This is a genomic window from Streptomyces sp. NPDC051909 (assembly GCF_040681095.1).
Taxonomy (GTDB): domain Bacteria; phylum Actinomycetota; class Actinomycetes; order Streptomycetales; family Streptomycetaceae; genus Streptomyces.
In genome coordinates, this window is record NZ_JBFAYA010000010.1 from 56,226 (window position 1) to 80,159 (window position 23,934).

Consider the following 23,934-nt stretch of genomic DNA (forward strand, 5'->3'; position numbering starts at 1 on the left):
CGAGCATCGCATCTCAGGATGTGATATACGGTCGGCGATTCCGGCCCGCTCGTTAGACTGACGCAGACCGCAGTGTTCACTGCGGCAGAGACTGAGCGAGGAGCGCACGTGGGCCTTGTCGTGCAGAAGTACGGAGGCTCCTCCGTTGCCGATGCCGAGGGCATCAAGCGCGTCGCCAAGCGGATCGTGGAAGCCAAGAAGAACGGCCACCAGGTGGTCGTCGTGGTCTCCGCGATGGGCGACACGACGGACGAGTTGATCGATCTCGCCGAGCAGGTATCCCCGATGCCGGCCGGCCGCGAGTTCGACATGCTGCTGACCGCCGGAGAGCGGATCTCCATGGCCCTGCTGGCCATGGCGATCAAAAACCTGGGTCACGAGGCCCAGTCGTTCACGGGCAGCCAGGCCGGTGTCATCACCGACTCGGTCCACAACAAAGCGCGCATCATCGATGTCACGCCGGGCCGGATCCGTACCGCGCTCGACGAGGGCAACATCGCCATCGTGGCCGGCTTCCAGGGTGTGTCCGCCGACAAGAAGGACATCACCACGCTGGGCCGCGGCGGTTCGGACACGACCGCCGTCGCCCTGGCCGCCGCGCTCGACGCCGAGGTCTGTGAGATCTACACGGACGTCGACGGCGTCTTCACCGCCGACCCGCGCGTGGTGAAGAAGGCGAAGAAGATCGACTGGATCTCCTTCGAGGACATGCTGGAGCTCGCCGCCTCAGGCTCCAAGGTGCTGCTGCACCGGTGCGTCGAGTACGCACGCCGCTACAACATCCCGATCCACGTCCGCTCCTCCTTCTCGGGGCTGCAGGGCACGTGGGTCAGCAACGAACCGACAGGGGATCCGAAGGTGGAGCAGGCCATCATCTCCGGTGTCGCGCACGACACCTCCGAGGCCAAGATCACGGTCGTCGGCGTGCCGGACAAGCCGGGCGAGGCCGCCGCCATCTTCCGGGCCGTCGCGGACGCCGAGATCAACATCGACATGATCGTGCAGAACGTGTCCGCGGCCTCCACCGGCCTGACGGACATCTCCTTCACGCTCCCCAAGGCCGAGGGCCGCAAGGCCATCGACGCCCTGGAGAAGACGAAGGCCACGATCGGCTTCGACTCGCTGCGCTACGACGACCAGATCGGCAAGATCTCCCTGGTCGGCGCCGGTATGAAGACCAACCCGGGCGTCACCGCGGACTTCTTCCGCGCGCTGTCCGACGCGGGCGTCAACATCGAGCTGATCTCCACCTCCGAGATCCGCATCTCGGTCGTCACCCGCGCCGACGACGTCAACGAGGCCGTGACCGCCGTGCACACCGCCTTCGGTCTGGACTCCGACTCCGACGAGGCCGTCGTCTACGGCGGCACCGGCCGGTGACCTCCCCCGGGCCGGTGGCGTGCCTCGGGCCGGTGACGTGCCTCAGGTAGCTCCGTCAGGTGCCGGCAAGCCGACGCTCGCGGTCGTGGGAGCGACCGGGAGCGTCGGCGCCGTGCTGCTCCGGACGCTGTCGCACCACGCGGACGTCTGGGGCGAGATCCGACTCCTCGCCTCCCCTCGCTCGGCCGGCCGCAAGCTGACCGTACGGGGGGAGGAGTGCGAGGTCCTCGCGCTGAGCGAGGCGCACGAGGAACACCTGGCGGGTGTCGACCTCGCCCTCTTCCTGGTGCCCGAGGCCGTCGCGGCCCGCTGGGCGCCGGTCGCCGCCGCCAAGGGCGCGGTGGTCGTGGACACCTCCGCCGCCTTCCGGGCGGACCCCGACGTGCCGCTCGTGGTCCCCGAGATCAACGCGCACGCCGCCCGGGTACGCCCCCGAGGCATCGTCGCCAGCCCCGGCTGCGCGACCCTCACCCTGATCGTCGCCGCGGGCGCGCTGCACGCCGAGTACGGCCTCGACGAGCTCGTCGTGACGGTCCAGCAGGCCGCCAGCGGCGCCGGACGGGCCGGTACGGGCGCGCTGCGCGAGCAGCTGGCCCTGGTCACCGGCAGCGAGCTCGGCCACCACCCCGGCGACGTCCGGCGGGCCGTCGGCGACCACACCGGCCCCTTCCCCGGGCCGCTCGCCCTCAACGTGCTGCCCTGGTCGGGCACGCCCGCCGCCGACGGCTGGTCCTCCGAGGAGCTGGCCGTCCGCGAGGAGACCCGCAAGATCCTCGACCTGCCGCGGCTGCGGGTCACCGCCACCTGCGTCCGGGTGCCCGTCGTGAGCGGGCACTCCGCCTCCGTGCACGCCCGCTTCGAGCGGCCGGTGACGGTCGGCCGCGCCCACGAGATCCTGGCCACCTCGCCCGGAGTGGTGCTGTACGACGATCCCGCCGCCGGCGATTTCCCGACGCCGGCCGACGTCGTGGGCACCGACCCGACCTGGGTGGGGCGGGTGCGCCGCAGCCCCGACGACGAGCGGGCCCTGGAGTTCTTCGCCTGCGCCGACAACCTGCGCAAGGGCGCCGCGCTGAACGCCGTACAGATCGCCGAGCACATCGCGGCCGAGCTCTCCGGCCGGTGAGCGCCGGTCTCCGGCCGGTGGAGTGCCCGGCTCCGGCCGGTGGAGGCCCCGGCTCCGGCCGGTGAGCGTCCGAAAATCGGCCTCCTCGTACCGATCACCTTTGTAGGATCTGTGAACGCCTTGTGAGCAAATCGGCGTCGGATGCCTCTTGATCAGGTCAGATGTCCTGAACGACGATGCTGTTCCCTCCCTCTGCAACCGGTGGTCGGGCGGGAGCGTCTTCGCGTGCACCTGAGCCATGTGTCACGGAGCACGCCGCACAAAGGGGCATTGGGGGAGAACGGGTACGCATGAGGGCGAATGGCGCACCGACAAAAACGGTGGCGTACGCGTACAACCCTGACGGGGGGAAGCGTGTCCAACAGGCGTGGCAGAGGTACTCGACATCACAGCGGTCATCCCGCTGCGCAGCACCGTGGTGCGCCCGCTCCGGCGGCCGCGCCCGGCCCGCGGCATGCCGGTGATCGCGCCGATGCCCATCAGGACCGGCCGGCCGGCCACCGTCAACGGCATTCCGGCGCCCCGCGAGGGCGCTGACGACACGATGGCTGCCGGCACCACCGTCGACCACCTCACCGAGACCTACCGCGCGCACTACCGCTCGCTGCTGGGTCTCGCCGCGCTGCTCCTCGACGACACCGCCTCCTGCGAGGACGTGGTCCAGGAGGCCTTCATCCGCGTGCACTCGGCGCGCAACCGGGTGCGCGACCCCGAGAAGACCCTGGCCTATCTGCGGCAGACCGTCGTCAACCTCTCGCGCTCCGCGCTGCGCCGGCGCATCCTCGGCCTCAAGCTGCTCTCCAAGCCCATGCCCGACATGGCGAGCGCGGAGGAGGGGGCGTACGACCAGCTGGAGCGGGACGCGCTGATCAAGGCGATGCGCGGACTCCAGCGGCGGCAGCGTGAGGTCCTGGTGCTGAGATACTTCGCGGACATGACGGAGGCTCAGGTCGCGGAGACCCTCGGGATCTCCCTGGGCTCCGTCAAGGCGTACGGCTCCCGCGGCATCGCGGCGCTGCGCGTCGCCATGGAGGCCACGTCATGAGCGGGCCGCTGGGCGGCGCCGGTGACGGCACCCGGGAGGGTGCCCGTGACGGCGCCGCGGAGAGGCGCGCCGCGGCGCGGCAGGCCCGCGCGGAGTGGCGCGGGCAGCACGACGAGCACGGTGACCGGGACGACCTGAGTGGACGCGGGATGGTGAACGAAGCGCCGGACAACGGCACGCCCGACGAGCTGGCGCTGCGGCGGCTGCTCCAGGGCGCGGTGGCCGGTCTCGAACCCACCGAGGGCGCGCTCGACCACCTGCGCCGGGCGGTGCCCGCCCGCCGGGCCCGCAAGCGGCAGGCGCTCGTCGGCGTGGCCGCCGCGGTGGTCCTGGTCGGCACGGCCGTCCCGGCCCTGGTGCACGTCGCCTCCTCGGACGGGATCACCGCCGACAAGGCGATCAACGCCGGGCACGGCGAACAGGCCCAGGGCGGCACGGGCACCGAGACCGGCGTCGAGGGCGGGCAGCACACCGCCGCCCCGCAGCCCGGCACCGCCGCGCCGAGGCCGGGCGAGGCCGACGGCACGAGCGGCCGGCCGAGCACCTCGGCCCAGAACCCCGGCACCGGCACCGACCCGGCCGGCACCCCGACCGGCACCCCGCCGTCGCAGCCGGTCTGCGCGGCCGCACAGCTGGGCGTCAGCTCCGTCCAGACGGGCGCGCCCGACGCCACAGGCAAGGTGTACGGCACCTTCCGCATCGCCAACGTCTCCGGCAGCGACTGCGTGGTCGGCGGCGCCGGCCAGGTCGGCTTCGCCGCCCGCGGCGCGGCCGACGGCACGAAGATCGCGGTCGTCGAGCACGCCAGCGGGGACGCGGCGAGCGGTCTGCCCGACCCCTCGCAGGAGGCACCGCAGCTGCTGCTGACCCCGGACAACGCGTACGAGGTGCGGTTCGCCTGGGTGCCGAGCGAGACCTGCTCCACCACCGGCACCACCCCGACGCCCAGCCCCAGCCCGTCGACGGGCGGCTCCACCTCGGCGGGCGCCGGCACCACCGGCGGCTCCGCGGGCACCGGCACGGCGGACGGCGCGGCGGCCCCCCAGTTCGTCACCGACGGCACCCCGGCCGACGGCAGCGTCGAGGTGACCCACACCGCCGACCCGGGCGGCCCGGTCGCCGCGGCCACCATCCCCAACGCCTGCGCCGGCACGATCTACCGCACGGGAGTCCTGGACGCCTCCTGAGAGCGCCGGTCCCGGGGAGGGCCGGTCCCGGGGAGGGCCGGTCCTGAGGACGGCCGGTCCTGAGGACGGCCTGTCCGGGGGCTCCGGGCCGCCGTCCGGCGCGACCCCGGGCCCCGACCCGCTGAGCCCTCCAGGCCCAGGGAGCGGCCTACAGACCCAGGGCGGCGTCCCGGGAGGCCTCGGCCTCCCGGCGGAGCAGCCGGAACCACATGAAGACCACGAAGCCGGCGAACACGAACCACTCGGCCGTGTAGCCCAGGTTCTGGAAGGCCTTCATATCCAGGCCGGTGCCCGCGGCCGCCTGCGCCGGGACCGGGGTGAGCCCGGCGGGCGACTCGGCGAGCGTGATCCAGGCGTCGTACACGTCGTCCGGCACCACGTTCACCAGGGACGCCGCGCTGATCATGCCGAGCTGTCCCTGCGGCAGCCCGCCGGCCGTGTGGACGCCCTTGGTGCCCTGGCTCTCCGAGGCCTGGAGCGCGCCCGTCACGGTGACCTCGCCCGACGGCGGGGCGGGCGCCTTCGCGCCGGGCGGCAGCCAGCCCCGTACCACCGGCAGCGCCCGGCCGCCGTCGGTCTTCAGGAGGGTCAGGACGTACGAGCCGGAGCGCCCGTCCAGCTCCCGGTCCGGGACCAGGAACTGCTCGGTGTACCGCCCGCTGGCCCGGGCGACCCGCCCCGAGGTCTCCTTGTCCACCGGCAGCAGCGTGTCGAGCGCCACGGGTGCCTGGGTCGAGGGGTCGGGCCGCTGCTCCGCCCTCTCGTGCGACGCGACGCGGTCCTCGAACCTCCCCATCTGCCAGGTCCCCATGAACAGGCAGAACGGGATCGCCAGCAGGACGAAGACGTTGATCCCCCACCAGCGGGGCGTTCTCAGGAACCGGTACACACCCCCACGGTACGCAAGGCCGTTCAGCCCACCTCCTTCCGGGTCCCCAAGTGGCGAGCCGCGAAGGCCAGGTCCAGCGCGACCTGCTTGATCCGCTCGTCCACCACCAGCGAGCCGTGCCCCGCGTCGTACCGGTACACCTCGTGCACCGCGCCGCGGGCGGCCAGCCGGTCCACGTAGTTGTCGATCTGGCGGATCGGGCAGCGCGGGTCGTTGACGCCGGCCGAGATGTGCACCGGGGCCGTCACCGCGTCCACATAGGTCAGCGGCGACGAGGCCGCGTACCGCTCGGGGACCTCCTCGGGCGAGCCGCCGAGCAGCGTGCGGTCGAGCGCCTTCAGAGCCTCCATCTCGTCCTCGTACGCCGTCACGTAGTCGGCGACGGGCACCGCGGCGAGACCGACCGCCCAGGCGTCCGGCTGGGTGCCGAGGCCGAGCAGCGTCAGATACCCGCCCCACGAGCCGCCGGCGAGGACAAGGCGCTCCGGGTCGGCGAGGCCGCTGTCCACGGCCCAGGCGCGGACCGCGGCGATGTCCTCCAGCTCGATCAGACCGACCCGGTGCTTCAGCGCGTCCGTCCACTCCCGGCCGTAGCCGGTGGAGCCGCGGTAGTTCACCCGCACCACCGCGTAGCCGTGGTCGACCCAGGCGGCCGGGCCGGACGCGAAGGCGTCGCTGTCGTGCCAGGTCGGTCCGCCGTGCACCTCGAACACGGTCGGGAACGGGCCCTCGCCCTCCGCCGGGCGCTGCACCAGGGCGTGGATCCGGCCGCCGGGGCCCTCCACCCACACGTCCTCCACCGGCACCGACGGCGGCGCCTTCGGCCCCGGAGGGTCCAGGACCACCGAGCCGTCGGTGGAGCGCACGACCGGCGGCCGGGCGGCCGAGGACCACAGGTACTCCACCGAGCCGTCCGGGCGGGCCGTCGCGCTCGACACCGACCCGGCCGGGGTGTCCACCCGCACCAGGGCGCCGGTGCCGATCTCGTACCGCCACAGCTCGCTGCGGGCCTCGAAGCCGTGCACGATCAGCAGCCCCGAGCCGTCCGGATACCACTCCGCCGACACGTCGCCCGGCAGGTCGAGCCGCAGATCGGTCTCCACGCCCGTGGCCACGTCCCACAGCATCGGCTCCCAGCGGCCGCGCCGCTGGTGCCCGACCAGCAGCCGGGTGTCGCCGGCCAGCGGCGCGAAGCCGAGGACGCTCAGGCCCAGCTCCTCCGTGCCGCCCTTGGTGTCGTCCAGCTCCGCCACCACCGAGGCGTCCGCGGCCCGCAGCACCCGGATCGCCGAGTGCATCGCGTCCCCGTGCTCGGTGTGCTCGACGGCGACCAGGGACGCGTCGTGCGACAGGTCGCCGACCCCGGCCGACTCCCGGTGCCGGTAGATCTCCACCGGCCCGTCGCCGTCGGCGCCCGGCCGCAGCAGGTGCACGGTCGAGCCGTCCTCGTCCGTGGACCGGCCCACCACGACCGTGCCGTCCCGGCCGAGCGCCAGCCCCGCCGGATAGGAGGCGGCGAGCCCCGGCACGGCCTCCTCGTCCGCCCCGCCGCCGAACGGCTGCCGCATCCACACGCCGAACTCGTCGCCGTCGGTGTCCGCGAACCACCAGATCCACCGCCCGTCCGGGCTGAGCGTGCCGTCCGTCGTCCCGTTCGGTCGGTCCGTGACCTGCCGCTGCCCGCCGGTCACCCGGTCCCACGCGTACAGCTCGTACGTCCCCGTCGCGTTCGACGCGAACAGCGAACGGTCCGGGGCCTCCTCCGCCCACTCGGGCAGCGACACCCGCGGCGCCCGGAACCGCTGCTCCCACACCGGCACCGCGGTGCCTTCGTCCCTGCTGTCGTCCTTGATCTCAGTCATGCAGCCATGATGCTCCGCGCGACCGACAAACCGTTCGCCCCACCCACAAACCTGTGGATAACCTCGCGGACCTCCGGACCGGCGACGACGCCCGGACCGACCTCGTACCCCGCCCGCTGAAGCGGACGTGCTCATCCCGCTTGCGTACAGGGCCAGTTGTCGGCGCGCTGTCGGTGGCGGTGCCTACGATGGCCGCATGATCGCATTCGTCGCCGTCGCCGTCGTCTTCGCCGTGCTCTTCGGGCTCGGCGTGCTGCGCGACCGGCGGCGCTTCAGCAACGCGGTGTATCTGGGCCTCGCCGTCAGCTTCCTCGGCCTCGGGCTGCTCGCCGGGATCGACGAGGCGCCGCACGGCGTGGCCGAGACGGTGATGGTGGTCGGACTGCTCGTGCTCGCGCTCGGCCCGGTGGTCCTCGCCGGTCTGCTGTGCGCCAACGGCGTCAAGATGGTCCGCAAGGAGGGCAGACGCCCCGCCAATCTGCTCTCGCTGCTCGCCGGGCTCGGCATCTTCGGCGTCATGGGGCTGATGGCCGCCGCCTTCGCCACCGGGTCGAAGGCCCTGGGGATCGTCGTCGCCACCCTCCTGATGATCCTCGGCTATGTCTCCTTCCTCTTCCTCTGCTTCATCGGTTACGCCTTCCTGTACGGCCGGATGCGCATCCGCCGCGACGCCGACTACGTCGTCGTCCTCGGCTCCGGGCTGATAGGCGGCCGCCGGGTGCCGCCACTGCTCGCGAGCCGGCTAGACCGCGGCCGGGAGGTGTACGAGACGCTGGCCCGGCGCCGCGAGGTGGACCGCACCCCGGTCCTGATCACCTCCGGCGGGCAGGGCCCCGACGAGCAGCTTCCCGAGTCGCACGCGATGGCGGACTACCTGGTGGAGCGCGGCTTCCCGGCCGAGCGGATCGTGCGCGAGGACCGCTCGCGCACCACCGAGGAGAACATGCTCTTCAGCAAGGCCGTGATGGAGGCCGAGCGGCCCGGCTCCGAGTGCGTGATCGTCACCAACAACTTCCACGCCTTCCGGGCCGCCCTGCTGGCCCGGAGGACGGGGGTGAACGGTCAGGTGGTCGGCTCGCCGACCGCCGCGTACTTCTGGCCGAGCGCGACCATCCGCGAGTTCGCCGCGGTCTTCCTCCAGTACAAGGCGGTCAACCTGGGGATCTGCGGCTCCCTTGTCCTGCTGGGCGGCCTGGCCCTCGCCCTCACGGGGTGACGACCAGCCGATCGGACTATTCGTGACCTACTACCGCATGTCGGACGGAACGGGAGGTCCTACCCTGGAATTCCTACGCCGGAGGAAGCGGCCCGGCGCGCGGAGGCGACGTCATGAGAGCACGGCACCACTTCCACATCGACTACCGCGGCCACTCGGTCAGCGCCACCGTCCAGACCGGGCACCATCCGGTCGTCGAGGTCCTCGTGGACGGCAAGGAGACGGGCCACGCCACCAGCCGCGACGACCGCCCGGTCATGGTCCACATCGAGCTGCCGACCGACCCGCCGACCCCGGTGGTCGTCCGGGCCACCCCGGGCCCGGGAGTGCCGCGCTGTCTGCTGCTCGGCCCGGAGGAGCAGGAGGGGCATGTGATGGCCCCGCGGGTCTACTGAGTCGCCGGCCGCCGGACTCGGTCCGCCGGACTCGGTCCGCCGGATTCGGGCCGGCTCAGCTGAGCCAGGCCATCCCGATCAGCAGGAAGACGACGAAGGCGACCGCGCCGGCCACGGCGGCGGTTCTGCGCGGTCTGCGGCGGGATATCGCCGCCAGCGCGTTCTCGGTGGGCGGCTGCGCGCGCCGGGACGCCCGCGGCTGCGCCGGTGCCACCGGAGCCGTGGCCGGGGCATGCACCGGAGCCTGGGCGGCCTGCGGTGCGGGACGGATCGCGGCGTGAGATCCGGCGTGAGATCCGGCGTGAGGTCCGGCATGGGGGCCGGGCTGCGGTACGGCCTGGGGCAGCGGCATCGGCTGGTCGCGCCACGACCCCGAGGTGAACCAGTCGGCGATGGCCTGCGCCGAGGGGCGCTGCTCGGGCTGCTTCGCGAGCAGCGACAGCAGGTACGCCTCGAAGGCGGCCGGCATGGGAACGCCGAGCTGCCGCGGCGGCGCCGGCGGGGTGTCGATGTGCTGGTAGAGCAGCGCGGTCGCGGTGTCGGCGCGGAACGGCGGCTGTCCGGTGAGCAGTTGGTAGAGCACGCAGCCCAGCGAGTACACGTCCGAGGCGGGCGAGGCGGGCTGCCCGAGGGCCCGCTCGGGGGCGAGATAGAGGCCGGTGCCGACGATCTGGCCGGTGGTGGTGAGCCCGGCCGACGGGTCGTCGACGAAGCGGGCGATGCCGAAGTCGGCGAGTTTCACGGTCCCGTCGGCGTCCATCAGCAGGTTCCCCGGCTTGATGTCGCGGTGCACCACGCCCTGCCGGTGCGCCGCGGCCAGCCCGGCGGCAGCGTGCGCGGCCACCGTGGCGACCTGCTCGGGTCCGAGCACCACCGAACGGCCCCGGTCCCCGGCCAGGCTGTCGCCCGACACCAACTCCATGACGAGGAACAGCTTTCCGTCCCACGTCCCGAAGTCGAAGACACCGACCACATGCGGGTGACTCAGCCGTGCCGCGGTCTGCGCCTCCATCCGGAACCGCTCGGCCGCCGACGGATCGTGCTCGTGACCCAGCATCAGCTTGACGGCCACATCTCGCCCGAGCACCACATCGGTCGCCCGCCACACCTCGCCCATGCCGCCACGCCCGACACACACGTGAAGCTGATATCGGTCCGCGACCAGCACCTGAGACCCCACCCTTCTTCTCGACGCCTCATCGTAGAGCGGGTATTGAAGGGTCCTTGCGCCGCGTCGGACGGAGCACCGCCCCACCGTGTCAGTTCGGCTGCTCCCACACGGTCACGGCGAGGCGAACAGGGCCGTCGGTCGGGGCGGCGATGGTGCGCAGATAGGCCGTGCGCCCGTCCTTGGTCTGGACGCAGAGCCTGGCGCCCCGGCTCAGGTAGGTGGTGTAGGTGCCGTTCCTCTCGACCGCCTCGGCGCACTCCGCCTCGCTGGGAACCGGGCCGGAACCGGGAAGAGGTGCCAACGTCATGTCGCTGCCCGGGCTGTCGAGGGTCGGGCTGCCGGTGGTGGCTCCGACGACGATGTCCGCGCCGTTGAAGATCTGGCCGACAAGCGGGGGTGTCGTATCGAGATCGACCCTCTCGCCGCCGCCGCCGAGCTCGACCCGCACCTCCCCCGAGAACCTGACCTTCGGCGGGGCCTCTCCCGTAGCCCCGGCGCCCGTGCCCGGGCTGGTGCCGGAGCCAGGCGCTTTGGTGGGCTGCGCGCCCTTCTCCGAGGCACTGGCCTTCGGCGACTCCGAGGCCGAAGGCTCCCCCCGACCGCCGGCCATCAACGTCACGACGATTCCCGCGACCGGGATGACGATGCCGACCAACCACCATGCCCAGCGCGGCTGCTGAGGCTGGGGCGGGAGCCCGGCGGGAGGCGGCATCGGGGGTATACGGGGCGTGCGATTACCGGAGTCCATGGTCATGAACACCTAACCTATGGCAGGTTTCTCCCAAACGATCTACAAAGCCCGTAAGGGCCTGATCCGATTTCTCGGATCAGGCCCTTACGGGTCTTGCGGCTGTCGGGGTGGCGGGATTTGAACCCACGACCTCTTCGTCCCGAACGAAGCGCGCTGCCAAGCTGCGCTACACCCCGGTGTCGCTGCTCTGGTTTCTCTCCGTCGCGGCGACATCGCTTACTTTAGCCCACCGGCGCCCAGAGACGAAATCCGGTTTTCGCGGCCCGCCACCGCAGGTCGGAAGCGGTCGACCACGACCAGGGCGAGGCCCAGGGCGTAGAAGGCCAGGGCGAGCACCACGGCGATGGTGAGGACGCCGGCGTAGCCGTGGGCGGTGACGTCGAGGAAGGGGTAGGTGTAGCGGGTCGGGGCGTCCGGGGAGAGCAGGGCTCCGCGGGTCAGGGCGAAGACGAGGTAGGCGCCGGGGGCGACGAGCCACTGGGCGGCGTGGCGCGGGCGGAGGGCGCCCGGGAGGGTGAGGAGCAGCCAGTCGAGGAGGACGCCCAGCGGGGTCACCGTGTGCAGGAGCTGGTTGGCGACCGCCCGGGGGCCGGTGAGGCGGGCGATCTCGGCGGTCTGGTTGAAGGGGCTCGCCGGGTTGTCCAGGACCAGGTGGAAGACGAGTCCGACCACCGAGATGCAGAGCAGCACCCCGCCCGTCCACAGCGGCGCCGGCGGCGGCAGGCGCCGCCAGGCCCGGACGGCGCCCAGGCCGAGGACGAGGGCGACCGCGGTGTTCGACCAGATCGTGAAGAAGGAGAAGACGACGAGGGGGCTGCCCTCGACGCACTCGATCACGATGCCCGTCGCGGCGGCCAGGGCGATCAGCCCGCGGAGGAGGGAGGTCACGTACGGCATGGGGGCACCGTACGTGCCGGGTGCCCCCTCCCGTACCGCTTCGCGCGGCCTCGTACGGCTCAGGCGCGCGCCGTCAGCGTGAGCAGGGTCGCCTCGGGCGGGCAGGCGAACCGGACCGGGGTGTAGCGGTTGGTGCCGCAGCCGGCCGAGACGTGCAGGTAGGAGGTGTGGCCGCCGGCCGTGTGGGTGGACAGGCCCTTCACCCGGTCGGTGTCGAGGTCGCAGTTGGTGACCAGGGCGCCGTAGAAGGGGATGCACAGCTGCCCGCCGTGCGTGTGGCCGGCCAGGAGCAGGTCGTAGCCGTCCGCCGTGAAGGCGTCCAGGGCGCGCAGGTACGGCGCGTGCACCACGCCCATCGAGAAGTCGGCGTCCTGGTCGGGACCGCCGGCCACGCGCTCGTACCGGTCCCGCTTGATGTGCGGGTCGTCGACGCCGGTGAAGGCGAGGTCCAGGTCGGGCAGCTTGAGCCGGCCGCGGGTGTTGGTGAGGTTCACCCAGCCTGCCGCGTCGAACGCGTCCCGCAGGCCCTCCCACGGGTTGTGGACGGCGCCGGCCACCGGCGGGTTGCCGTTGAGGCCGTGCTTGCCCTGCACCTTCTCCTTCAGATAGAGCGCGGGGTTGCGCAGCCGCGGCCCGTAGTAGTCGTTGGAGCCGAAGACGTACACGCCGGCGAACTCCATCAGCGGACCCAGCGCGTCGAGCACCTCCGGCACCGCCTGGGTGTCGGAGAGGTTGTCGCCGGTGTTCACGACGAAGTCGGGACGCAGTCCGGCGAGCGACTGGAGCCAGGCGCGCTTCTTGCGCTGGCCGCTGACCATGTGGATGTCGGAGACCTGGAGGACCCGCAGGTCGCGCATGCCCCGGGGGAGCACCGGGATGGTCACCCGGCGCAGTCGGAAGGAGCGGGCCTCGAAGCCCGCCGCGTAGACGAGGCCGGCCGCCGCCGTCGCCGTGAGGCCTGCCGTGATCTTCAGGGGGATCCCGTACCGTGCGCGCATCCCCTTATCGTCGCAGACCCGATGAGCCGAAATGCGCGGGCGGTCGGGGCCCGGCACCTGCCACACTTGACCCCATGACCACGCTCAAGGCCAAGCTTCAGGACGACCTCACCGCCGCGATCAAGGGACGCGACGAGCTGCGCTCCTCGACCCTGCGGATGACCATCGCCGCGATCAACAAGGAGGAGGTCGCGGGCAAGACCAAGCGCGAGCTCTCCGAGGACGAGGTGCAGAAGGTGATCGCCAAGGAGGCGAAGAAGCGCCGCGAGGCCGCTGACGCCTTCACCCAGGGCGGTCGCGCCGAGTCCGCCGCGCGCGAACTGGCCGAGGGCGAGGTCCTCGACGCGTACCTGCCGAAGCAGTTGAGCGACGAGGAGCTGGAGGCCGTCGTGGCCGCCGCCGTCGCGGAGGCGAAGGCCGCGGGCGCCGAGGGGCCGCGCGCGATGGGCGCCGTGATGAAGATCGTGAACCCGAAGGTCGCCGGGCAGGCGGAGGGCGGCCGGGTGGCCGCCGCCGTGAAGAAGCTGCTCGCGGGCTGACCCACCGGACGTCGTACGTACGAAGGCGCCCCTCCCGATCCGTTCGGGAGGGGCGCCTTCGTCGCCGTCGGCCGGCTGGTCGGCGGAGCTAGTTCCCGCCGCGGCCGTGGCCGGGCTTGCCGGTGGTGCCGCCGATCAGGTCCGGCGGGAGGGTGATCCCGCCCGGCAGGGTGGTGCCCGGGTCCGAGCCGCCCGGCTTGTTGTCGTCGCCGGGCTTCTGCTTGTCTTTGTCCTTGTCCTCCGGCTTCGCGCCGCGCGGGACGTTGATCGGGACGAAACCGGGGGTCTCGCCGGCGTTCAGGGCGCCGGTCATCGCGATCCGCCAGATCGGGCCGGGGAGGCAGCCACCGCAGACCTTGTCGTAGTACTGGCCGCCGATGGTGATGTCGTACATCGACTTCTTCTCGCCGACGTCGTCACCGACCCACACCGCCGTGGACAGGTTCGGCGTGTAGCCGACGAACCAGGCGTCCTTGCGGTCGTTGGTGGTACCCGTCTTGCCCGCGTTGTCGCGATCGCTCAGACCGGCCCTGGTACCGGTGCCGTCCTCGACGACGCCCTTCAGCATCTGGTTGACCATGTCGGCGGTGCGGTCGCTCATCGCCTTGGAGCACTGGGTCTGCGGGACCTTGAGCTTCTGGCCGGCCGCCGTCGTGATCGACTCGATGGCGATCGGGGTGCAGTACGTGCCGCGGTTGGCGAAGGTCGCGTAGACCGAGGCCATGTCGAGCGGGGTCGCCTCCTGGCCGCCGAGGGTGATGGAGGGGAGCTCCTTCAGGTCCTTGCCGAGCTCGCGCTCGTACCCCATCTTCTTGGCCATGCTGACGGTCTCGCACAGACCGGTCATCTGCTCCAGCTGCGCGAAGTAGGTGTTGATGGACTTGCCCAGCGCGCTGGTCATGTCCCAGGTGCCGGCCTCCTCCTTCATCTCGTTCTGGAGGTCCCAGTTGCCGCCGCCGGAGGGGCCGCCCGCGCAGGTGCGGTACGAGTTCATCGGCATCGAGATCTTCCACGGCGTGGTGAAGGACTGCGCGGGGCTGAGGCCCTTCTCCAGCGCTGCGGCGGCCGTGATCGGCTTGAAGGTCGAACCGACCTGGAAGCCGTAGGTGGTGCCGCCCATCTTCTTGCCGACGGAGAGGTTGAGCGTCGTCTGGTGCAGCTTCTGGTCCAGGCCGTACGGGCGGGACTGACCCATCGAGAGGATCTTGCCGGTGCCGGGCTGGACCTGGACCACCGCGGCGGCGACCGGGTCGTCCTTGTCGATCTTGGCGATGGCAGCCTCGTTCGCCGCCTCCTGGGCGCGCGGCGAGAGGGTGGTCTTGATGGTCAGACCGCCCAGGTTCCACAGCTTCTGGCGCTCCTCGGCCGTCTTGCCGAAGACCGGGTCGCTGAGGATCGTCTTGCGGACGTAGTCGCAGAAGAAGCCGGAGCCGTCGACGGCGGTGATGCAGCCGTTCTTCGGCGACTTCACCTTCAGCTTGATCGGCGTGGCCATGGCCTTGTCGGCCTCCGCCTGGCTGATGTCCTTGACGTCGGCCATGCGCTGGAGGACGACGTTGCGCCGCTTGGTCGCCTCCTGGAGGTCGTTCACCGGGTCGTAGCGGCTGGGCGACTGCACCAGGCCGGCCATCATGGCGGACTCGGCGAGGGTGAGGTCGGCGGCGTGCTTGGAGAAGTAGCGCTGCGAGGCGGCCTCGATGCCGTACGCCTGCTGCCCGAAGAACGTGATGTTGAGGTAGTTCTCCAGGATCTTCTTCTTGCCGAGCTCCTCCTCGACCTGGATGGCGAACTTCAGCTCGCGCACCTTGCGGCCCATCGTCTGCTGGGTGGCCTGGGCGACCTTCTCGGGGTCGTCGCCCGCCTCCTCGACGAAGACGTTCTTCACGTACTGCTGGGTGAGCGTGGACGCGCCCTGCGCGACGCCGCCCGACTGCGCGTTCCGGTTGATCGCGCGCAGCACGCCCTTGAGGTCGATCGCGCCGTGCTCGTAGAACCGCGAGTCCTCGATCGCGACGATCGCCTTCTGCATGTACGGGGAGATCTTGTCGATCGGCACGACCTTCCGGTCGCGCGAGTACACGGTGGCGATGTGGCCGCCCTCTGAGTCGAGGATCGTGGTGCGCTGACTCAGGGGTGGTGTCTTCAGGTTGGACGGGATTTCGTCGAACCCCTCGACCGTGCCCTTGGCCGCCAGTCCCAGCGCTCCGGCCGCGGGCAGGGCGATGCCTGCCAGCACGGCTCCGGAGAGCACACTGACACCGAGGAACTTCGCGGCCTGCTGGGTCCCGGTCAGACCTCCGCCCGAGCGCTTCTTTGCCATAGGGGGCAGCCTAATCCGTACTGCTGAGCGTTCCGTAGGAGCGGGTGCCTCTCGGAGCGTTCGAGTACGAGACCGTGACATCCGGGCCGGGGCGGGGAGCGAGACAGGCCTGGCGAGCGGCTCGCCGCCGAGGCGGAAGGCGCGGCCGGTTCGGCGGCATGGCGGCGTGAGGCGGCGACGTTCCGATTCGCCGGACACACGTATATGCCTTGGCCTAAGCTGCTCCCAACTGTCACAGCCGTGCGGTCCCGCATCAAGACCCGTGCGTGACGTCGGCAGGAATTCCCGCGTACCCGAAGCGCGGTGACTTCATGCCTGAATCCGGCTCATGTCCGGTATGGCCGTGATGTCCTGGCGTCACTCCCCTGGGTGATCTGCCGGGCACGCATAGTCCGTTCGGGCCATTCAAGATTGGGCCCGAAGGGGGTGTTGCGCTGTCCCCACCTTCCGTAACGTCCCAACTGGCAGCGGTGAATATGCCGCTACCGCCGTGGGGGAGCCTCGATTCGGGAGAGGACGGCGCCGGTATGGGCTGGGTAGCTGACTGGAGTGCGCAGGCGGCCTGCCGCACTACCGATCCGGATGAACTTTTCGTGCAGGGTGCGGCGCAGAACAGGGCGAAGGCGGTGTGCACCGGATGTCCGGTGCGGACCGAGTGTCTCGCCGACGCCCTCGACAACCGCGTGGAATTCGGCGTGTGGGGCGGTATGACGGAGCGCGAACGGCGCGCCCTGCTGCGCCGCCGGCCGACCGTCACCTCGTGGCGCCGGCTCCTGGAGACCGCGCGCACCGAGTACGAGCGGGGAGCGGGCCTGCTTCCCGTGGCGATGGACGACGACGCGACGTACGAGACGTACGCGGCGGTGGGCTAGGCCGCGAGGCCGTCGGGCCGCCGGGGCGCTGGGCCGCGCCGCGGGGGAGGCAGGGCCCGAGGGCCTGTCACCCGGCGCGGTACCGGTCGGCGCCGGGGGCGTGTGCCGGTCGGCGTACCGGCAGGCGTATCCGTCAGCGTGCCGGTCGGGCGGGTCCTCAGGGCATACGGCCGACCGCGAGACGCTCACCGATGGCCCGCAGTCCGTCGAGGTCGTGCACATCGCCGGGCAGGGCGGCCACTTCGGCGACCGCCACCTCGGGGTGGAGCGCGGTGAAGCGGTCGCGCGTGCGCTGCTCACGTGCGAGCACCTGCATCCGCTCGGCATGGAGACGGAGCAGCCCTGCGGTCAGTTGCTGAACATCCGGGTCCGCTTCGGCTGTGGGGGCAGCCTCGGACTCGGAACGTGCGGTGACGGCGTTGGCGTCGGTGACGGTGCTGACATCGGTGACATCGACGGCGGCGGTGGCGAGGTGTGCGGCAGGCTCTGCGGTGGGGCCCGCAGGGGGGTCTGACGGCTCGGGAGTCTCGGGAGAGGTGGCACGGGAGCCACGTCCAGTAGGTTTCCCGGCGCCCTGATCCACAATGCGCCCCTCGTCAAGATTTTCTGCGGCGGCCCGCGCCCGCTCGGCCGAGAGCCGGGCGGCGCCGCTGCCATGGACCCGGTTGAGGACGATCCCCGCGAGCGGCATCTCCTCCGCGGCCAGCCGCTCCACGAAGTACGCCGCCTCCCGCAGCGCGTCCCGCTCCGGGGTGGCGACCACGAGGAAGGCCGTGCCCGGAGCCTGGAGCAGTCTGTACGTGGCGTCCGCGCGGGTCCGGAAACCGCCGAACATCGTGTCCATCGCCGCCACGAAGGTCTGCACGTCCTTCAGGAACTGACCCCCCAGCAGCTTCCCCAGCGTCCCGGTCATCATCGACATCCCGACGTTGAGGAACTTCATGCCCGCCCGGCCGCCCACCTTCGCCGGCGCCATCAGCAGCTTGATGAACGTGCCGTCGAGGAAGGAACCGAGCCGCTTCGGCGCGTCGAGGAAGTCGAGCGCCGACCGCGACGGCGGAGTGTCGACCACGATCAGGTCCCACTCGTCCTTGGCCCGGAGCTGACCCAGCTTCTCCATCGCCATGTACTCCTGCGTACCGGCGAAACCGGCCGACAGGGACTGGTAGAAGGGGTTCTCCAGGATCGCCCGGGCCCGGTCGGCGTCCGCGTGCGCCTCGACGATCTCGTCGAAGGTCCGCTTCATGTCGAGCATCATCGCGTGCAGTTCGCCGCCGTCGCTGCCCTTGATGCCGTCCACCTTGCGCGGCACGTTGTCGAGCGAGTCGATGCCCATCGACTGGGCCAGCCGGCGCGCCGGGTCGATGGTGAGCACCACGACCCGCCGGCCGCGCTCCGCCGCCCGGACGCCCAGAGCCGCCGCCGTCGTAGTCTTGCCGACCCCGCCCGCGCCGCAGCACACGATGATGCGCGTCGCCGGATCGTCGATCAGCGGATCCAGGTCCAGGACGGAAACGCTGTCCAGACCGGCGGCCGGACCCCCGGCCGTCCCGTCCGAGTCCCTGCCCACGGCAGCGGAAGCGGACGCGGAAGCGACCGTGCCTCCGCCCGTGCCGGCGCCGGAGTCCGCGCCCGCGGCAGCCTTCGGCGGCCGCCTCACCGTGCTCTGCGTGGCCTGCGTCACGCGCCCACCCCTTGTCTCCGCAGCTCCTTCGCCAGTCGGTACAGGCCGGCGATGTCCGCCCCGTCCCCCAGGAAGGGCAGTTCGTACGACGGGACCCCGATGCCGTCCAGCGTCTCCCGCTGCGCCCGCTCCAGCTCCACCCGCTGGGCGTGCTCGGCGGCCTGCTCCAGGAGCGGCTCGACCAGCCGGGTGCCGCCCTTGACGCCGACGGACGCCAGCGTGTCGGCGATGGCGTCGCGGTGGGCGCCGGAGGCGGCCCGTACCGCCGCCTCGTCGAGGACGTGCGGGCGGACCATGTTCACCACCACGCGCCCCACCGGCAGTTCGGCCGCGCGCAGCTCGGCGATGCCGTCGGCGGTCTCCTGGACCGGCATCTCCTCCAGGAGCGTCACCAGGTGCACCGCGGTGTCCGGGGACTTCAGGAAGCGCATGATCGCCTGGGCCTGATTGTGTATCGGACCGATCCTCGCCAGGCCCGCCACCTCGTCGTTGACATTGAGGAATCGGGTGATGCGGCCGGTCGGCGGCGCGTCCATCACCACGTAGTCGTAGGTGAAGCCGCCGTGCTTCTCCCGGCGGCGGACCGCCTCGCAGGCCTTCCCGGTGAGCAGCACGTCCCGCACGCCCGGCGCTATCGTCGTCGCGAAGTCGATCGCGCCGAGTTTCTTCAGCGCCCGGCCCGCGCTGCCCAGTTTGTAGAACATCTGGAGGTAGTCCAGGAGGGCGCGCTCGGCGTCGATGGCCAGCGCGAACACCTCGCCGCCGCCCGGCGCGACGGCGATCTTGCGCTCCTCGTACGGCAGCGCCTCCGTCTCGAAGAGCTGCGCGATGCCCTGCCTGCCCTCCACCTCGACCAGGAGGGTCCGCTTGCCCTCCGTGGCGAGGGCGAGCGCGAGTGCCGCGGCCACCGTCGTCTTACCGGTACCGCCCTTGCCGCTGACGACCTGGAGCCTGCTCACGTCTTCGAGCCTAACCACTGGCGGCCCGCCCCAATCAGAGGGTCGTCCCGGACGCGCCCCCCGAACACGCCCCCCGATCACCTAGGGGTCACCCCGGGATCGTCCCTGGGGCCGCCTCGGCGGACCGCCTCCGCACAGCGGATACAGTCGGCGCATGACCAAGTGGGAGTACGCGACTGTGCCGCTGCTGGTGCACGCGACGAAGCAGATTCTTGACACCTGGGGCGAGGACGGCTGGGAGCTCGTCCAGGTCGTGCCCGGCCCGAACAACCCCGAGCAGCTCGTGGCCTACCTGAAGCGGGAGAAGACCTCGTGAGCGGGGCCGGAGCCGTCGAGGCGAAGATCGCCGAGCTGGGCCTGACGCTGCCCGAGGTCGTCCCGCCGCTCGCGGCCTACCAGCCGGCCGTGCAGTCCGGCGTGTACGTCTACACCTCGGGCCAGCTCCCGATGGTGGCCGGCAAGCTCCCGGTGACCGGCAAGGTCGGCGCCGAGGTCACGGCCGAGGAGGCCAAGGAGCTCGCCGCCACCTGCGCGCTCAACGCGCTCGCGGCCGTGAAGTCGGTCGCCGGTGACCTGGACCGGATCAAGCGGGTCGTGAAGGTGGTCGGCTTCGTCGCCTCCGCCCCCGACTTCACCGGCCAGCCGGGTGTCATCAACGGCGCCAGCGAGCTGCTCGGCGCCGTCCTCGGCGACAAGGGCGTGCACGCGCGCAGCGCCGTCGGCGTCGCCGTCCTCCCGCTGGACGCCCCCGTCGAGGTCGAGGTCCAGGTGGAGCTCGAGCAGGCCTGAGGCCCGTACACGAGCCGTCCGAGCCGGTTCCCTCCCACGCGGAGGGAACCGGCTCTCGTGCATTCCGATGCTTGCGCATAGCATCCGGCCATGCCGAATGGTCAGACGAACGGTCAGTCGAGCGGTCAGTCGAGCGGGCAGCCCGGTGGGCAGTCGAACGGGCAGTGGTACCCGGCGGAGTGGCCCGACCGCATCCGCGCCCTCGCCGCCGGTGAGCTGGTCCCCGCGACGCCCCGGCGGGCCGCCACCGTGCTGCTCCTGAAGGACGGCGCCGACGGGCCCCTGGTCCACATGCTGCGCCGGCGCGCCTCCATGGCCTTCGCGGGCGGCGCGTACGCCTACCCCGGCGGCGGCGTCGACCCGCGCGACGAGCACCCGGTGCGCTGGGCCGGCCCCGCCCGCGAGGAGTGGGCGGCGCGCCTCGGCCTCCCGGACCCCGCGCAGGCACAGGCCGTGGTCTGCGCCGCCGTGCGCGAGACGTACGAGGAGGCGGGCGTGCTGCTCGCCGGGGAGACGCGGGACACGGTCGTCGGCGACACGACCGGGGAGGACTGGGAGAAGGACCGGGCGGCGCTGGTCGCCCGTGAGCTGTCCTTCGCGGACTTCCTCGACCGGCGCGGCCTGGTGCTGCGCTCGGACCTGCTCGGGGCCTGGGCCCGCTGGATCACGCCCGAGTTCGAGCCCCGGCGCTACGACACCTGGTTCTTCGTCGCCGCCCTCCCGGCCGGCCAGCGCACCCGGAACGCCTCCACCGAGGCCGACCGGACCGTCTGGATCCGCCCGGCGGACGCCGCCGCCGGCTACGACCGGGGTGAGCTGACGATGATGCCGCCGACCATCTCGACCCTCCGCGCCCTCGAACCGTACGGGACCGCCGCCGGCGCCCTGGCCGCGGCGCCGGAGCAGGAGATGACCCCCGTCCTCGCGCAGGCGCGTCTGGACGGCGACGAGGTGATCCTGAGCTGGCCGGGGCACGATGAGTTCACGAAGCACATCCCCGCCGCCGGGGACACCGCCGGAGACACCGACGGGGATGCCGCCGGAGATACCGGCGGGGACACGGCCGGTGATGCCGCCGACCGGCCCGCCGGGCCGGATGGAGGGACGACATGAGCCACGCCCACACCCTTCCCGGGCAGCCGCGCGGTGCCGTCGTCTCCGGGCCCGCGACCGCCCGCGCCGTCAACGTCCTCGCGCCGAACCCGTCCGCGATGACCCTGGACGGCACCAACACCTGGATCGTCGCCGAGCCGGACTCCGACCTCGCCGTCGTCATCGATCCCGGGCCGCTCGACGAGGGACACCTGCGCAACGTCGTCGCCACCGCCGAGAGACTCGGCAAGCGGATCGGCCTCACCCTGCTCACCCACGGGCACTCGGACCACGCCGAGGGCGCGGCGCGCTTCGCCGAGCTGACCCGCACCGGAGTACGGGCGCTCGACCCGGCGCTCCGGCTCGGCGACGAGGGGCTCGGGGACGGCGACGTGATCACCACGGGCGGGCTCGAACTCCGGGTCGTGCCCACCCCCGGCCACACCTCCGACTCGCTCTGCTTCCACCTTCCGGCCGACCGGGCGGTGCTCACCGGCGACACGATCCTGGGCCGGGGCACGACGATGGTGGCGCACCCGGACGGGCGGCTCGGCGAGTATCTGGACTCCCTGCGGCGGCTGCGCACGCTCACCGTCGACGACGGGGTGCACACGGTCCTGCCCGGCCACGGGCCGGTCCTGGAGGACGCGCAGGGGGCCGTGGAGTTCTATCTCGCCCACCGGGCGAGCCGGCTCGCCCAGGTCGAGACGGCCGTCGAGGGCGGTCTGCGGACCGCCCCGGAGGTCGTCGCCCACGTCTACGCGGACGTGGACCGCTCCCTGTGGCCGGCCGCCGAGCTCTCCGTACGGGCGCAGCTGGACTATCTGAAGGAGCGCGGCCTGATCTGAGGCGGGAGGCCGTCGGCCGGGCGCGTCTTCGAGCCCGGTCCCGAACCCCCGGAACCTGCGGCCCTCCCCGAGTGTCTTACGCTCCGCTTACATCTGGCCGTAGCTCTCGGGGGGAAGCCCGTGTTCGTCATAGCCATCCTGCTGGTCATCACGGCGGTGGTGCTCTACATCGTCGGCCGCGTGAACGACACCCGCGGCCTCAAGCTCGGCGCCGTCGGCGCCCTGCTCGCCGGCCTGTTCTCGCTGATCGCGAGCATGACGTACGTGATCAGCGCGTACGAGGTCGGCGTCCCGGTCGCGTTCGGCAAGGTCGGTACGCCGATGACCTCCGGCATGCACATGAAGTCGCCGTTCACGAACGTCACGACCTTCTCCACCCGGCCCGTCGACCTCAACCTCTCCGACAAGGACGTGGTCGAGGTCCGCTCCTCGCAGGGCGGCGTGATGTACGCCGAGGTCACCGTGAAGTGGGCGGTGCACCCGTCCAAGGCGGTCGAGCTCTACAAGCTGGCCGGCAGCGAGGACGCCATCCAGCAGCGTCTGGTCTACCCGGACAGCCGTGAGATCGTCCGCAACGTCTTCGCCCGCTACTCGAGCGAGCAGGGCTACGCCTCCGACCGCGAGAAGATCAATGCGGAGATCGCGCGCCTCATCAAGGAGCGGCTCGCCCCGCGCGGCATCGACGTCACCACCGTGAACCTGCGCAACGTGAAGCCCTCGCAGGCCCTGCAGGACCAGATCGACCGCAAGATCCAGCAGCAGCAGGCCACCGAGCGGGCCCTGGAGGCCTCCCGTACCGCCAAGGCGGAGGCCGACCGGCGCCGGATCGAGGCGGAGGGTATCGCCCGCGCCAACAAGATCCTCAACGACTCGCTGACCGACAAGGTCCTGATGAACCAGTGCATCGACGCCTACAAGGAGGCCTCCGCGAAGAACCCGGTCTACGCGGTGCCCTGCGGCAGCGGCGGCTCGAACCCGCTGATCGTGGACGGTACGAAGCGCTGACCACGTCGAGGTAGATGGCGCCGGTCTCTACGAGAAGGGGCCGCCCGGTTCGACCGGGCGGCCCCTTCTCGTACGTACGGGGTGGTGCTCAGCGCGAGCGCTTGGCGAGGCGCTCCACGTCGAGCAGGATCACCGCGCGGGCCTCCAGGCGCAGCCAGCCGCGCTGGGCGAAGTCGGCGAGCGCCTTGTTGACCGTCTCGCGGGAGGCGCCGACCAGCTGGGCCAGCTCCTCCTGGGTGAGGTCGTGGACGACGTGGATGCCCTCCTCGGACTGCACGCCGAAGCGGCGCGACAGGTCGAGGAGTGCGCGGGCGACACGGCCCGGCACGTCGGAGAAGACCAGGTCGGACATCTGGTCGTTGGTCTTGCGCAGGCGGCGGGCGACGGCGCGCAGCAGGGCGCTGGCCACCTCGGGCCGGGCGTTCAGCCAGGGCTGGAGGTCGCCGTGGCCGAGGCCGAGCAGCTTGACCTCGGTCAGCGCGGTCGCGGTGGCGGTGCGCGGGCCCGGGTCGAACAGGGACAGCTCGCCGATCAGCTCGCCGGGGCCGAGGACGGCCAGCATGTTCTCGCGGCCGTCGGGCGAGGTGCGGTGCAGCTTCACCTTGCCCTCGGTGACCACGTAGAGCCGGTCGCCCGGGTCGCCCTCGTGGAAGAGTGCGTCGCCTCGGGCCAGCGTCGCCTCACTCATCGAGGCGCGCAGCTCAGCGGCCTGCTCGTCGTCGAGCGCCGCGAACAGCGGGGCGCGCCGCAGAACGTCGTCCACGAGTTCTCTCCTATGTCGACCTCAGTGCGATCAATCACAACAAGTTTGACGCACCGGACCGCCTTTCCGTACGTCAGGGGCCCGATTGGGTCGTGATCGGGGGCGCGCGGGGCGGATGTCGGCGGCGGCCCCTAGGCTGGCCGGGT

Annotated in this window: 23 protein-coding genes and 1 tRNA gene; 13 read left to right on the forward strand and 11 right to left on the reverse strand. The window is 71.8% G+C overall.

Annotated elements, in window-relative coordinates:
• Positions 1-108 precede the first annotated feature (108 nt).
• The 4 genes from AB0M18_RS17760 (at position 109) to AB0M18_RS17775 (ending at position 4,738) form a co-directional block, all read left to right on the forward strand.
• On the forward strand, positions 109-1,380 hold the full coding sequence (locus AB0M18_RS17760) for an aspartate kinase (RefSeq protein WP_265865208.1): 1,272 nt from the start codon (positions 109-111) through the stop codon (positions 1,378-1,380).
• A 37-nt stretch (positions 1,381-1,417) separates the two neighbouring features.
• Positions 1,418-2,506 carry an aspartate-semialdehyde dehydrogenase gene (locus AB0M18_RS17765; RefSeq protein ID WP_365758877.1) on the forward strand — a complete coding sequence of 363 codons (1,089 nt, stop codon included), beginning with the start codon at positions 1,418-1,420 and terminating at the stop codon, positions 2,504-2,506.
• 454 nt (positions 2,507-2,960) lie between these two features.
• Positions 2,961-3,551, forward strand: coding sequence for a SigE family RNA polymerase sigma factor (locus AB0M18_RS17770; protein ID WP_365759257.1), 591 nt, complete (start codon positions 2,961-2,963; stop codon positions 3,549-3,551).
• The gene (locus tag AB0M18_RS17775; RefSeq protein WP_365758879.1) at positions 3,548-4,738 is read left to right on the forward strand and encodes a hypothetical protein; all 1,191 of its coding nucleotides are present in this window, start codon (positions 3,548-3,550) and stop codon (positions 4,736-4,738) included. The genes AB0M18_RS17770 and AB0M18_RS17775 overlap by 4 nt, the downstream gene beginning before the upstream one ends.
• 148 nt (positions 4,739-4,886) lie before the next feature.
• Here the strand turns inward: AB0M18_RS17775 and AB0M18_RS17780 are convergent, their stop codons facing one another.
• Both AB0M18_RS17780 and AB0M18_RS17785 read right to left on the reverse strand, forming a co-directional pair.
• On the reverse strand, positions 4,887-5,627 hold the full coding sequence (locus AB0M18_RS17780) for an SURF1 family protein (protein ID WP_365758881.1): 741 nt from the start codon (positions 5,625-5,627) through the stop codon (positions 4,887-4,889).
• A 23-nt stretch (positions 5,628-5,650) separates the two neighbouring features.
• Positions 5,651-7,489: a prolyl oligopeptidase family serine peptidase gene (locus tag AB0M18_RS17785; RefSeq protein ID WP_365758883.1), complete on the reverse strand. Its 1,839-nt coding sequence runs from the start codon at positions 7,487-7,489 to the stop codon at positions 5,651-5,653.
• A gap of 196 nt (positions 7,490-7,685) precedes the next feature.
• Between AB0M18_RS17785 and AB0M18_RS17790 the strand changes: the two genes are divergently transcribed.
• Together AB0M18_RS17790 and AB0M18_RS17795 are read left to right on the forward strand one after the other, a co-directional pair.
• A complete protein-coding gene (locus AB0M18_RS17790) occupies positions 7,686-8,705 on the forward strand; it encodes a YdcF family protein (protein WP_365758885.1) in 1,020 nt (339 codons plus the stop codon).
• A 113-nt stretch (positions 8,706-8,818) separates the two neighbouring features.
• The gene (locus AB0M18_RS17795; RefSeq protein WP_365758887.1) at positions 8,819-9,100 is read left to right on the forward strand and encodes a hypothetical protein; all 282 of its coding nucleotides are present in this window, start codon (positions 8,819-8,821) and stop codon (positions 9,098-9,100) included.
• A gap of 55 nt (positions 9,101-9,155) precedes the next feature.
• On the opposite strand, the gene AB0M18_RS17800 is transcribed toward AB0M18_RS17795, so the two are convergent.
• The 5 genes from AB0M18_RS17800 to AB0M18_RS17820 form a co-directional block, all read right to left on the reverse strand.
• Positions 9,156-10,268: a serine/threonine-protein kinase gene (locus AB0M18_RS17800; protein WP_365758889.1), complete on the reverse strand. Its 1,113-nt coding sequence runs from the start codon at positions 10,266-10,268 to the stop codon at positions 9,156-9,158.
• A 91-nt stretch (positions 10,269-10,359) separates the two neighbouring features.
• Positions 10,360-10,926: a hypothetical protein gene (locus tag AB0M18_RS17805; RefSeq protein ID WP_365758891.1), complete on the reverse strand. Its 567-nt coding sequence runs from the start codon at positions 10,924-10,926 to the stop codon at positions 10,360-10,362.
• Between the two features lie 198 nt (positions 10,927-11,124).
• Positions 11,125-11,198: transfer RNA gene (locus tag AB0M18_RS17810), tRNA-Pro, on the reverse strand.
• A gap of 40 nt (positions 11,199-11,238) precedes the next feature.
• Positions 11,239-11,919, reverse strand: coding sequence for a Pr6Pr family membrane protein (locus AB0M18_RS17815; RefSeq protein ID WP_365758893.1), 681 nt, complete (start codon positions 11,917-11,919; stop codon positions 11,239-11,241).
• A 59-nt stretch (positions 11,920-11,978) separates the two neighbouring features.
• Positions 11,979-12,917: a metallophosphoesterase gene (locus AB0M18_RS17820; RefSeq protein WP_365758895.1), complete on the reverse strand. Its 939-nt coding sequence runs from the start codon at positions 12,915-12,917 to the stop codon at positions 11,979-11,981.
• Positions 12,918-12,991: 74 nt separating this feature from the next.
• On the opposite strand from AB0M18_RS17820, the gene AB0M18_RS17825 reads away from it, so the two are divergent.
• Positions 12,992-13,456, forward strand: coding sequence for a GatB/YqeY domain-containing protein (locus tag AB0M18_RS17825; protein ID WP_265865229.1), 465 nt, complete (start codon positions 12,992-12,994; stop codon positions 13,454-13,456).
• Between the two features lie 88 nt (positions 13,457-13,544).
• Here AB0M18_RS17825 and AB0M18_RS17830 read toward each other — a convergent pair whose 3' ends face one another.
• Positions 13,545-15,776, reverse strand: coding sequence for a transglycosylase domain-containing protein (locus AB0M18_RS17830; RefSeq protein WP_365758898.1), 2,232 nt, complete (start codon positions 15,774-15,776; stop codon positions 13,545-13,547).
• A gap of 527 nt (positions 15,777-16,303) precedes the next feature.
• Between AB0M18_RS17830 and AB0M18_RS17835 the strand changes: the two genes are divergently transcribed.
• Complete coding sequence (locus AB0M18_RS17835; protein WP_046910200.1) at positions 16,304-16,648, forward strand: WhiB family transcriptional regulator; 345 nt, start codon at positions 16,304-16,306, stop codon at positions 16,646-16,648.
• 157 nt (positions 16,649-16,805) lie between these two features.
• On the opposite strand, the gene AB0M18_RS17840 is transcribed toward AB0M18_RS17835, so the two are convergent.
• Positions 16,806-18,173 carry an ArsA-related P-loop ATPase gene (locus AB0M18_RS17840; RefSeq protein ID WP_365759259.1) on the reverse strand — a complete coding sequence of 456 codons (1,368 nt, stop codon included), beginning with the start codon at positions 18,171-18,173 and terminating at the stop codon, positions 16,806-16,808.
• A 155-nt stretch (positions 18,174-18,328) separates the two neighbouring features.
• Positions 18,329-19,291, reverse strand: coding sequence for an ArsA-related P-loop ATPase (locus AB0M18_RS17845; protein WP_365758900.1), 963 nt, complete (start codon positions 19,289-19,291; stop codon positions 18,329-18,331).
• 154 nt (positions 19,292-19,445) lie between these two features.
• Here AB0M18_RS17845 and AB0M18_RS17850 point away from each other — a divergent pair, with 154 nt between their 5' ends.
• From AB0M18_RS17850 to AB0M18_RS17870, 5 genes are all read left to right on the forward strand, one after another.
• Positions 19,446-19,607 (forward strand): DUF4177 domain-containing protein, encoded by a 162-nt coding sequence (locus AB0M18_RS17850; protein ID WP_137988514.1) that lies wholly within the window; start codon positions 19,446-19,448, stop codon positions 19,605-19,607.
• Positions 19,604-20,080, forward strand: a complete 477-nt coding sequence (locus AB0M18_RS17855; protein ID WP_365758902.1) for a RidA family protein — start codon at positions 19,604-19,606, stop codon at positions 20,078-20,080. The genes AB0M18_RS17850 and AB0M18_RS17855 overlap by 4 nt, the downstream gene beginning before the upstream one ends.
• Before the next feature lie 90 nt (positions 20,081-20,170).
• Entirely contained in the window at positions 20,171-21,193 is a 1,023-nt protein-coding gene (locus tag AB0M18_RS17860) for an NUDIX hydrolase (protein ID WP_365758904.1), read from the forward strand.
• Complete coding sequence (locus AB0M18_RS17865) at positions 21,190-22,020, forward strand: MBL fold metallo-hydrolase (RefSeq protein ID WP_365758906.1); 831 nt, start codon at positions 21,190-21,192, stop codon at positions 22,018-22,020. Before AB0M18_RS17860 ends, AB0M18_RS17865 begins: the two co-directional genes overlap by 4 nt.
• A 120-nt stretch (positions 22,021-22,140) precedes the next feature.
• Positions 22,141-23,025, forward strand: a complete 885-nt coding sequence (locus tag AB0M18_RS17870) for a prohibitin family protein (protein WP_365758908.1) — start codon at positions 22,141-22,143, stop codon at positions 23,023-23,025.
• A gap of 88 nt (positions 23,026-23,113) precedes the next feature.
• Here AB0M18_RS17870 and AB0M18_RS17875 read toward each other — a convergent pair whose 3' ends face one another.
• On the reverse strand, positions 23,114-23,788 hold the full coding sequence (locus tag AB0M18_RS17875; RefSeq protein WP_046910193.1) for a Crp/Fnr family transcriptional regulator: 675 nt from the start codon (positions 23,786-23,788) through the stop codon (positions 23,114-23,116).
• Between the last annotated feature and the right edge of the window lie 146 nt (positions 23,789-23,934).

Excerpts from the sequence above, each read along its gene's own strand:
- AB0M18_RS17775 (WP_365758879.1), top strand. The coding sequence starts at position 3,548 with ATGAGCGGGCCGCTGGGCGGCGCCGGTGACGGCACCCGGGAGGGTGCC.
- AB0M18_RS17825 (WP_265865229.1), top strand. The coding sequence starts at position 12,992 with ATGACCACGCTCAAGGCCAAGCTTCAGGACGACCTCACCGCCGCGATC.
- AB0M18_RS17830 (WP_365758898.1), bottom strand. The coding sequence starts at position 15,776 with ATGGCAAAGAAGCGCTCGGGCGGAGGTCTGACCGGGACCCAGCAGGCC.
- AB0M18_RS17785 (WP_365758883.1), bottom strand. The coding sequence starts at position 7,489 with ATGACTGAGATCAAGGACGACAGCAGGGACGAAGGCACCGCGGTGCCG.
- AB0M18_RS17865 (WP_365758906.1), top strand. The coding sequence starts at position 21,190 with ATGAGCCACGCCCACACCCTTCCCGGGCAGCCGCGCGGTGCCGTCGTC.
- AB0M18_RS17795 (WP_365758887.1), top strand. The coding sequence starts at position 8,819 with ATGAGAGCACGGCACCACTTCCACATCGACTACCGCGGCCACTCGGTC.
- AB0M18_RS17835 (WP_046910200.1), top strand. The coding sequence starts at position 16,304 with ATGGGCTGGGTAGCTGACTGGAGTGCGCAGGCGGCCTGCCGCACTACC.
- AB0M18_RS17770 (WP_365759257.1), top strand. The coding sequence starts at position 2,961 with ATGCCGGTGATCGCGCCGATGCCCATCAGGACCGGCCGGCCGGCCACC.
- AB0M18_RS17820 (WP_365758895.1), bottom strand. The coding sequence starts at position 12,917 with ATGCGCGCACGGTACGGGATCCCCCTGAAGATCACGGCAGGCCTCACG.
- AB0M18_RS17860 (WP_365758904.1), top strand. The coding sequence starts at position 20,171 with ATGCCGAATGGTCAGACGAACGGTCAGTCGAGCGGTCAGTCGAGCGGG.
- AB0M18_RS17850 (WP_137988514.1), top strand. The coding sequence starts at position 19,446 with ATGACCAAGTGGGAGTACGCGACTGTGCCGCTGCTGGTGCACGCGACG.
- AB0M18_RS17790 (WP_365758885.1), top strand. The coding sequence starts at position 7,686 with ATGATCGCATTCGTCGCCGTCGCCGTCGTCTTCGCCGTGCTCTTCGGG.
- AB0M18_RS17815 (WP_365758893.1), bottom strand. The coding sequence starts at position 11,919 with ATGCCGTACGTGACCTCCCTCCTCCGCGGGCTGATCGCCCTGGCCGCC.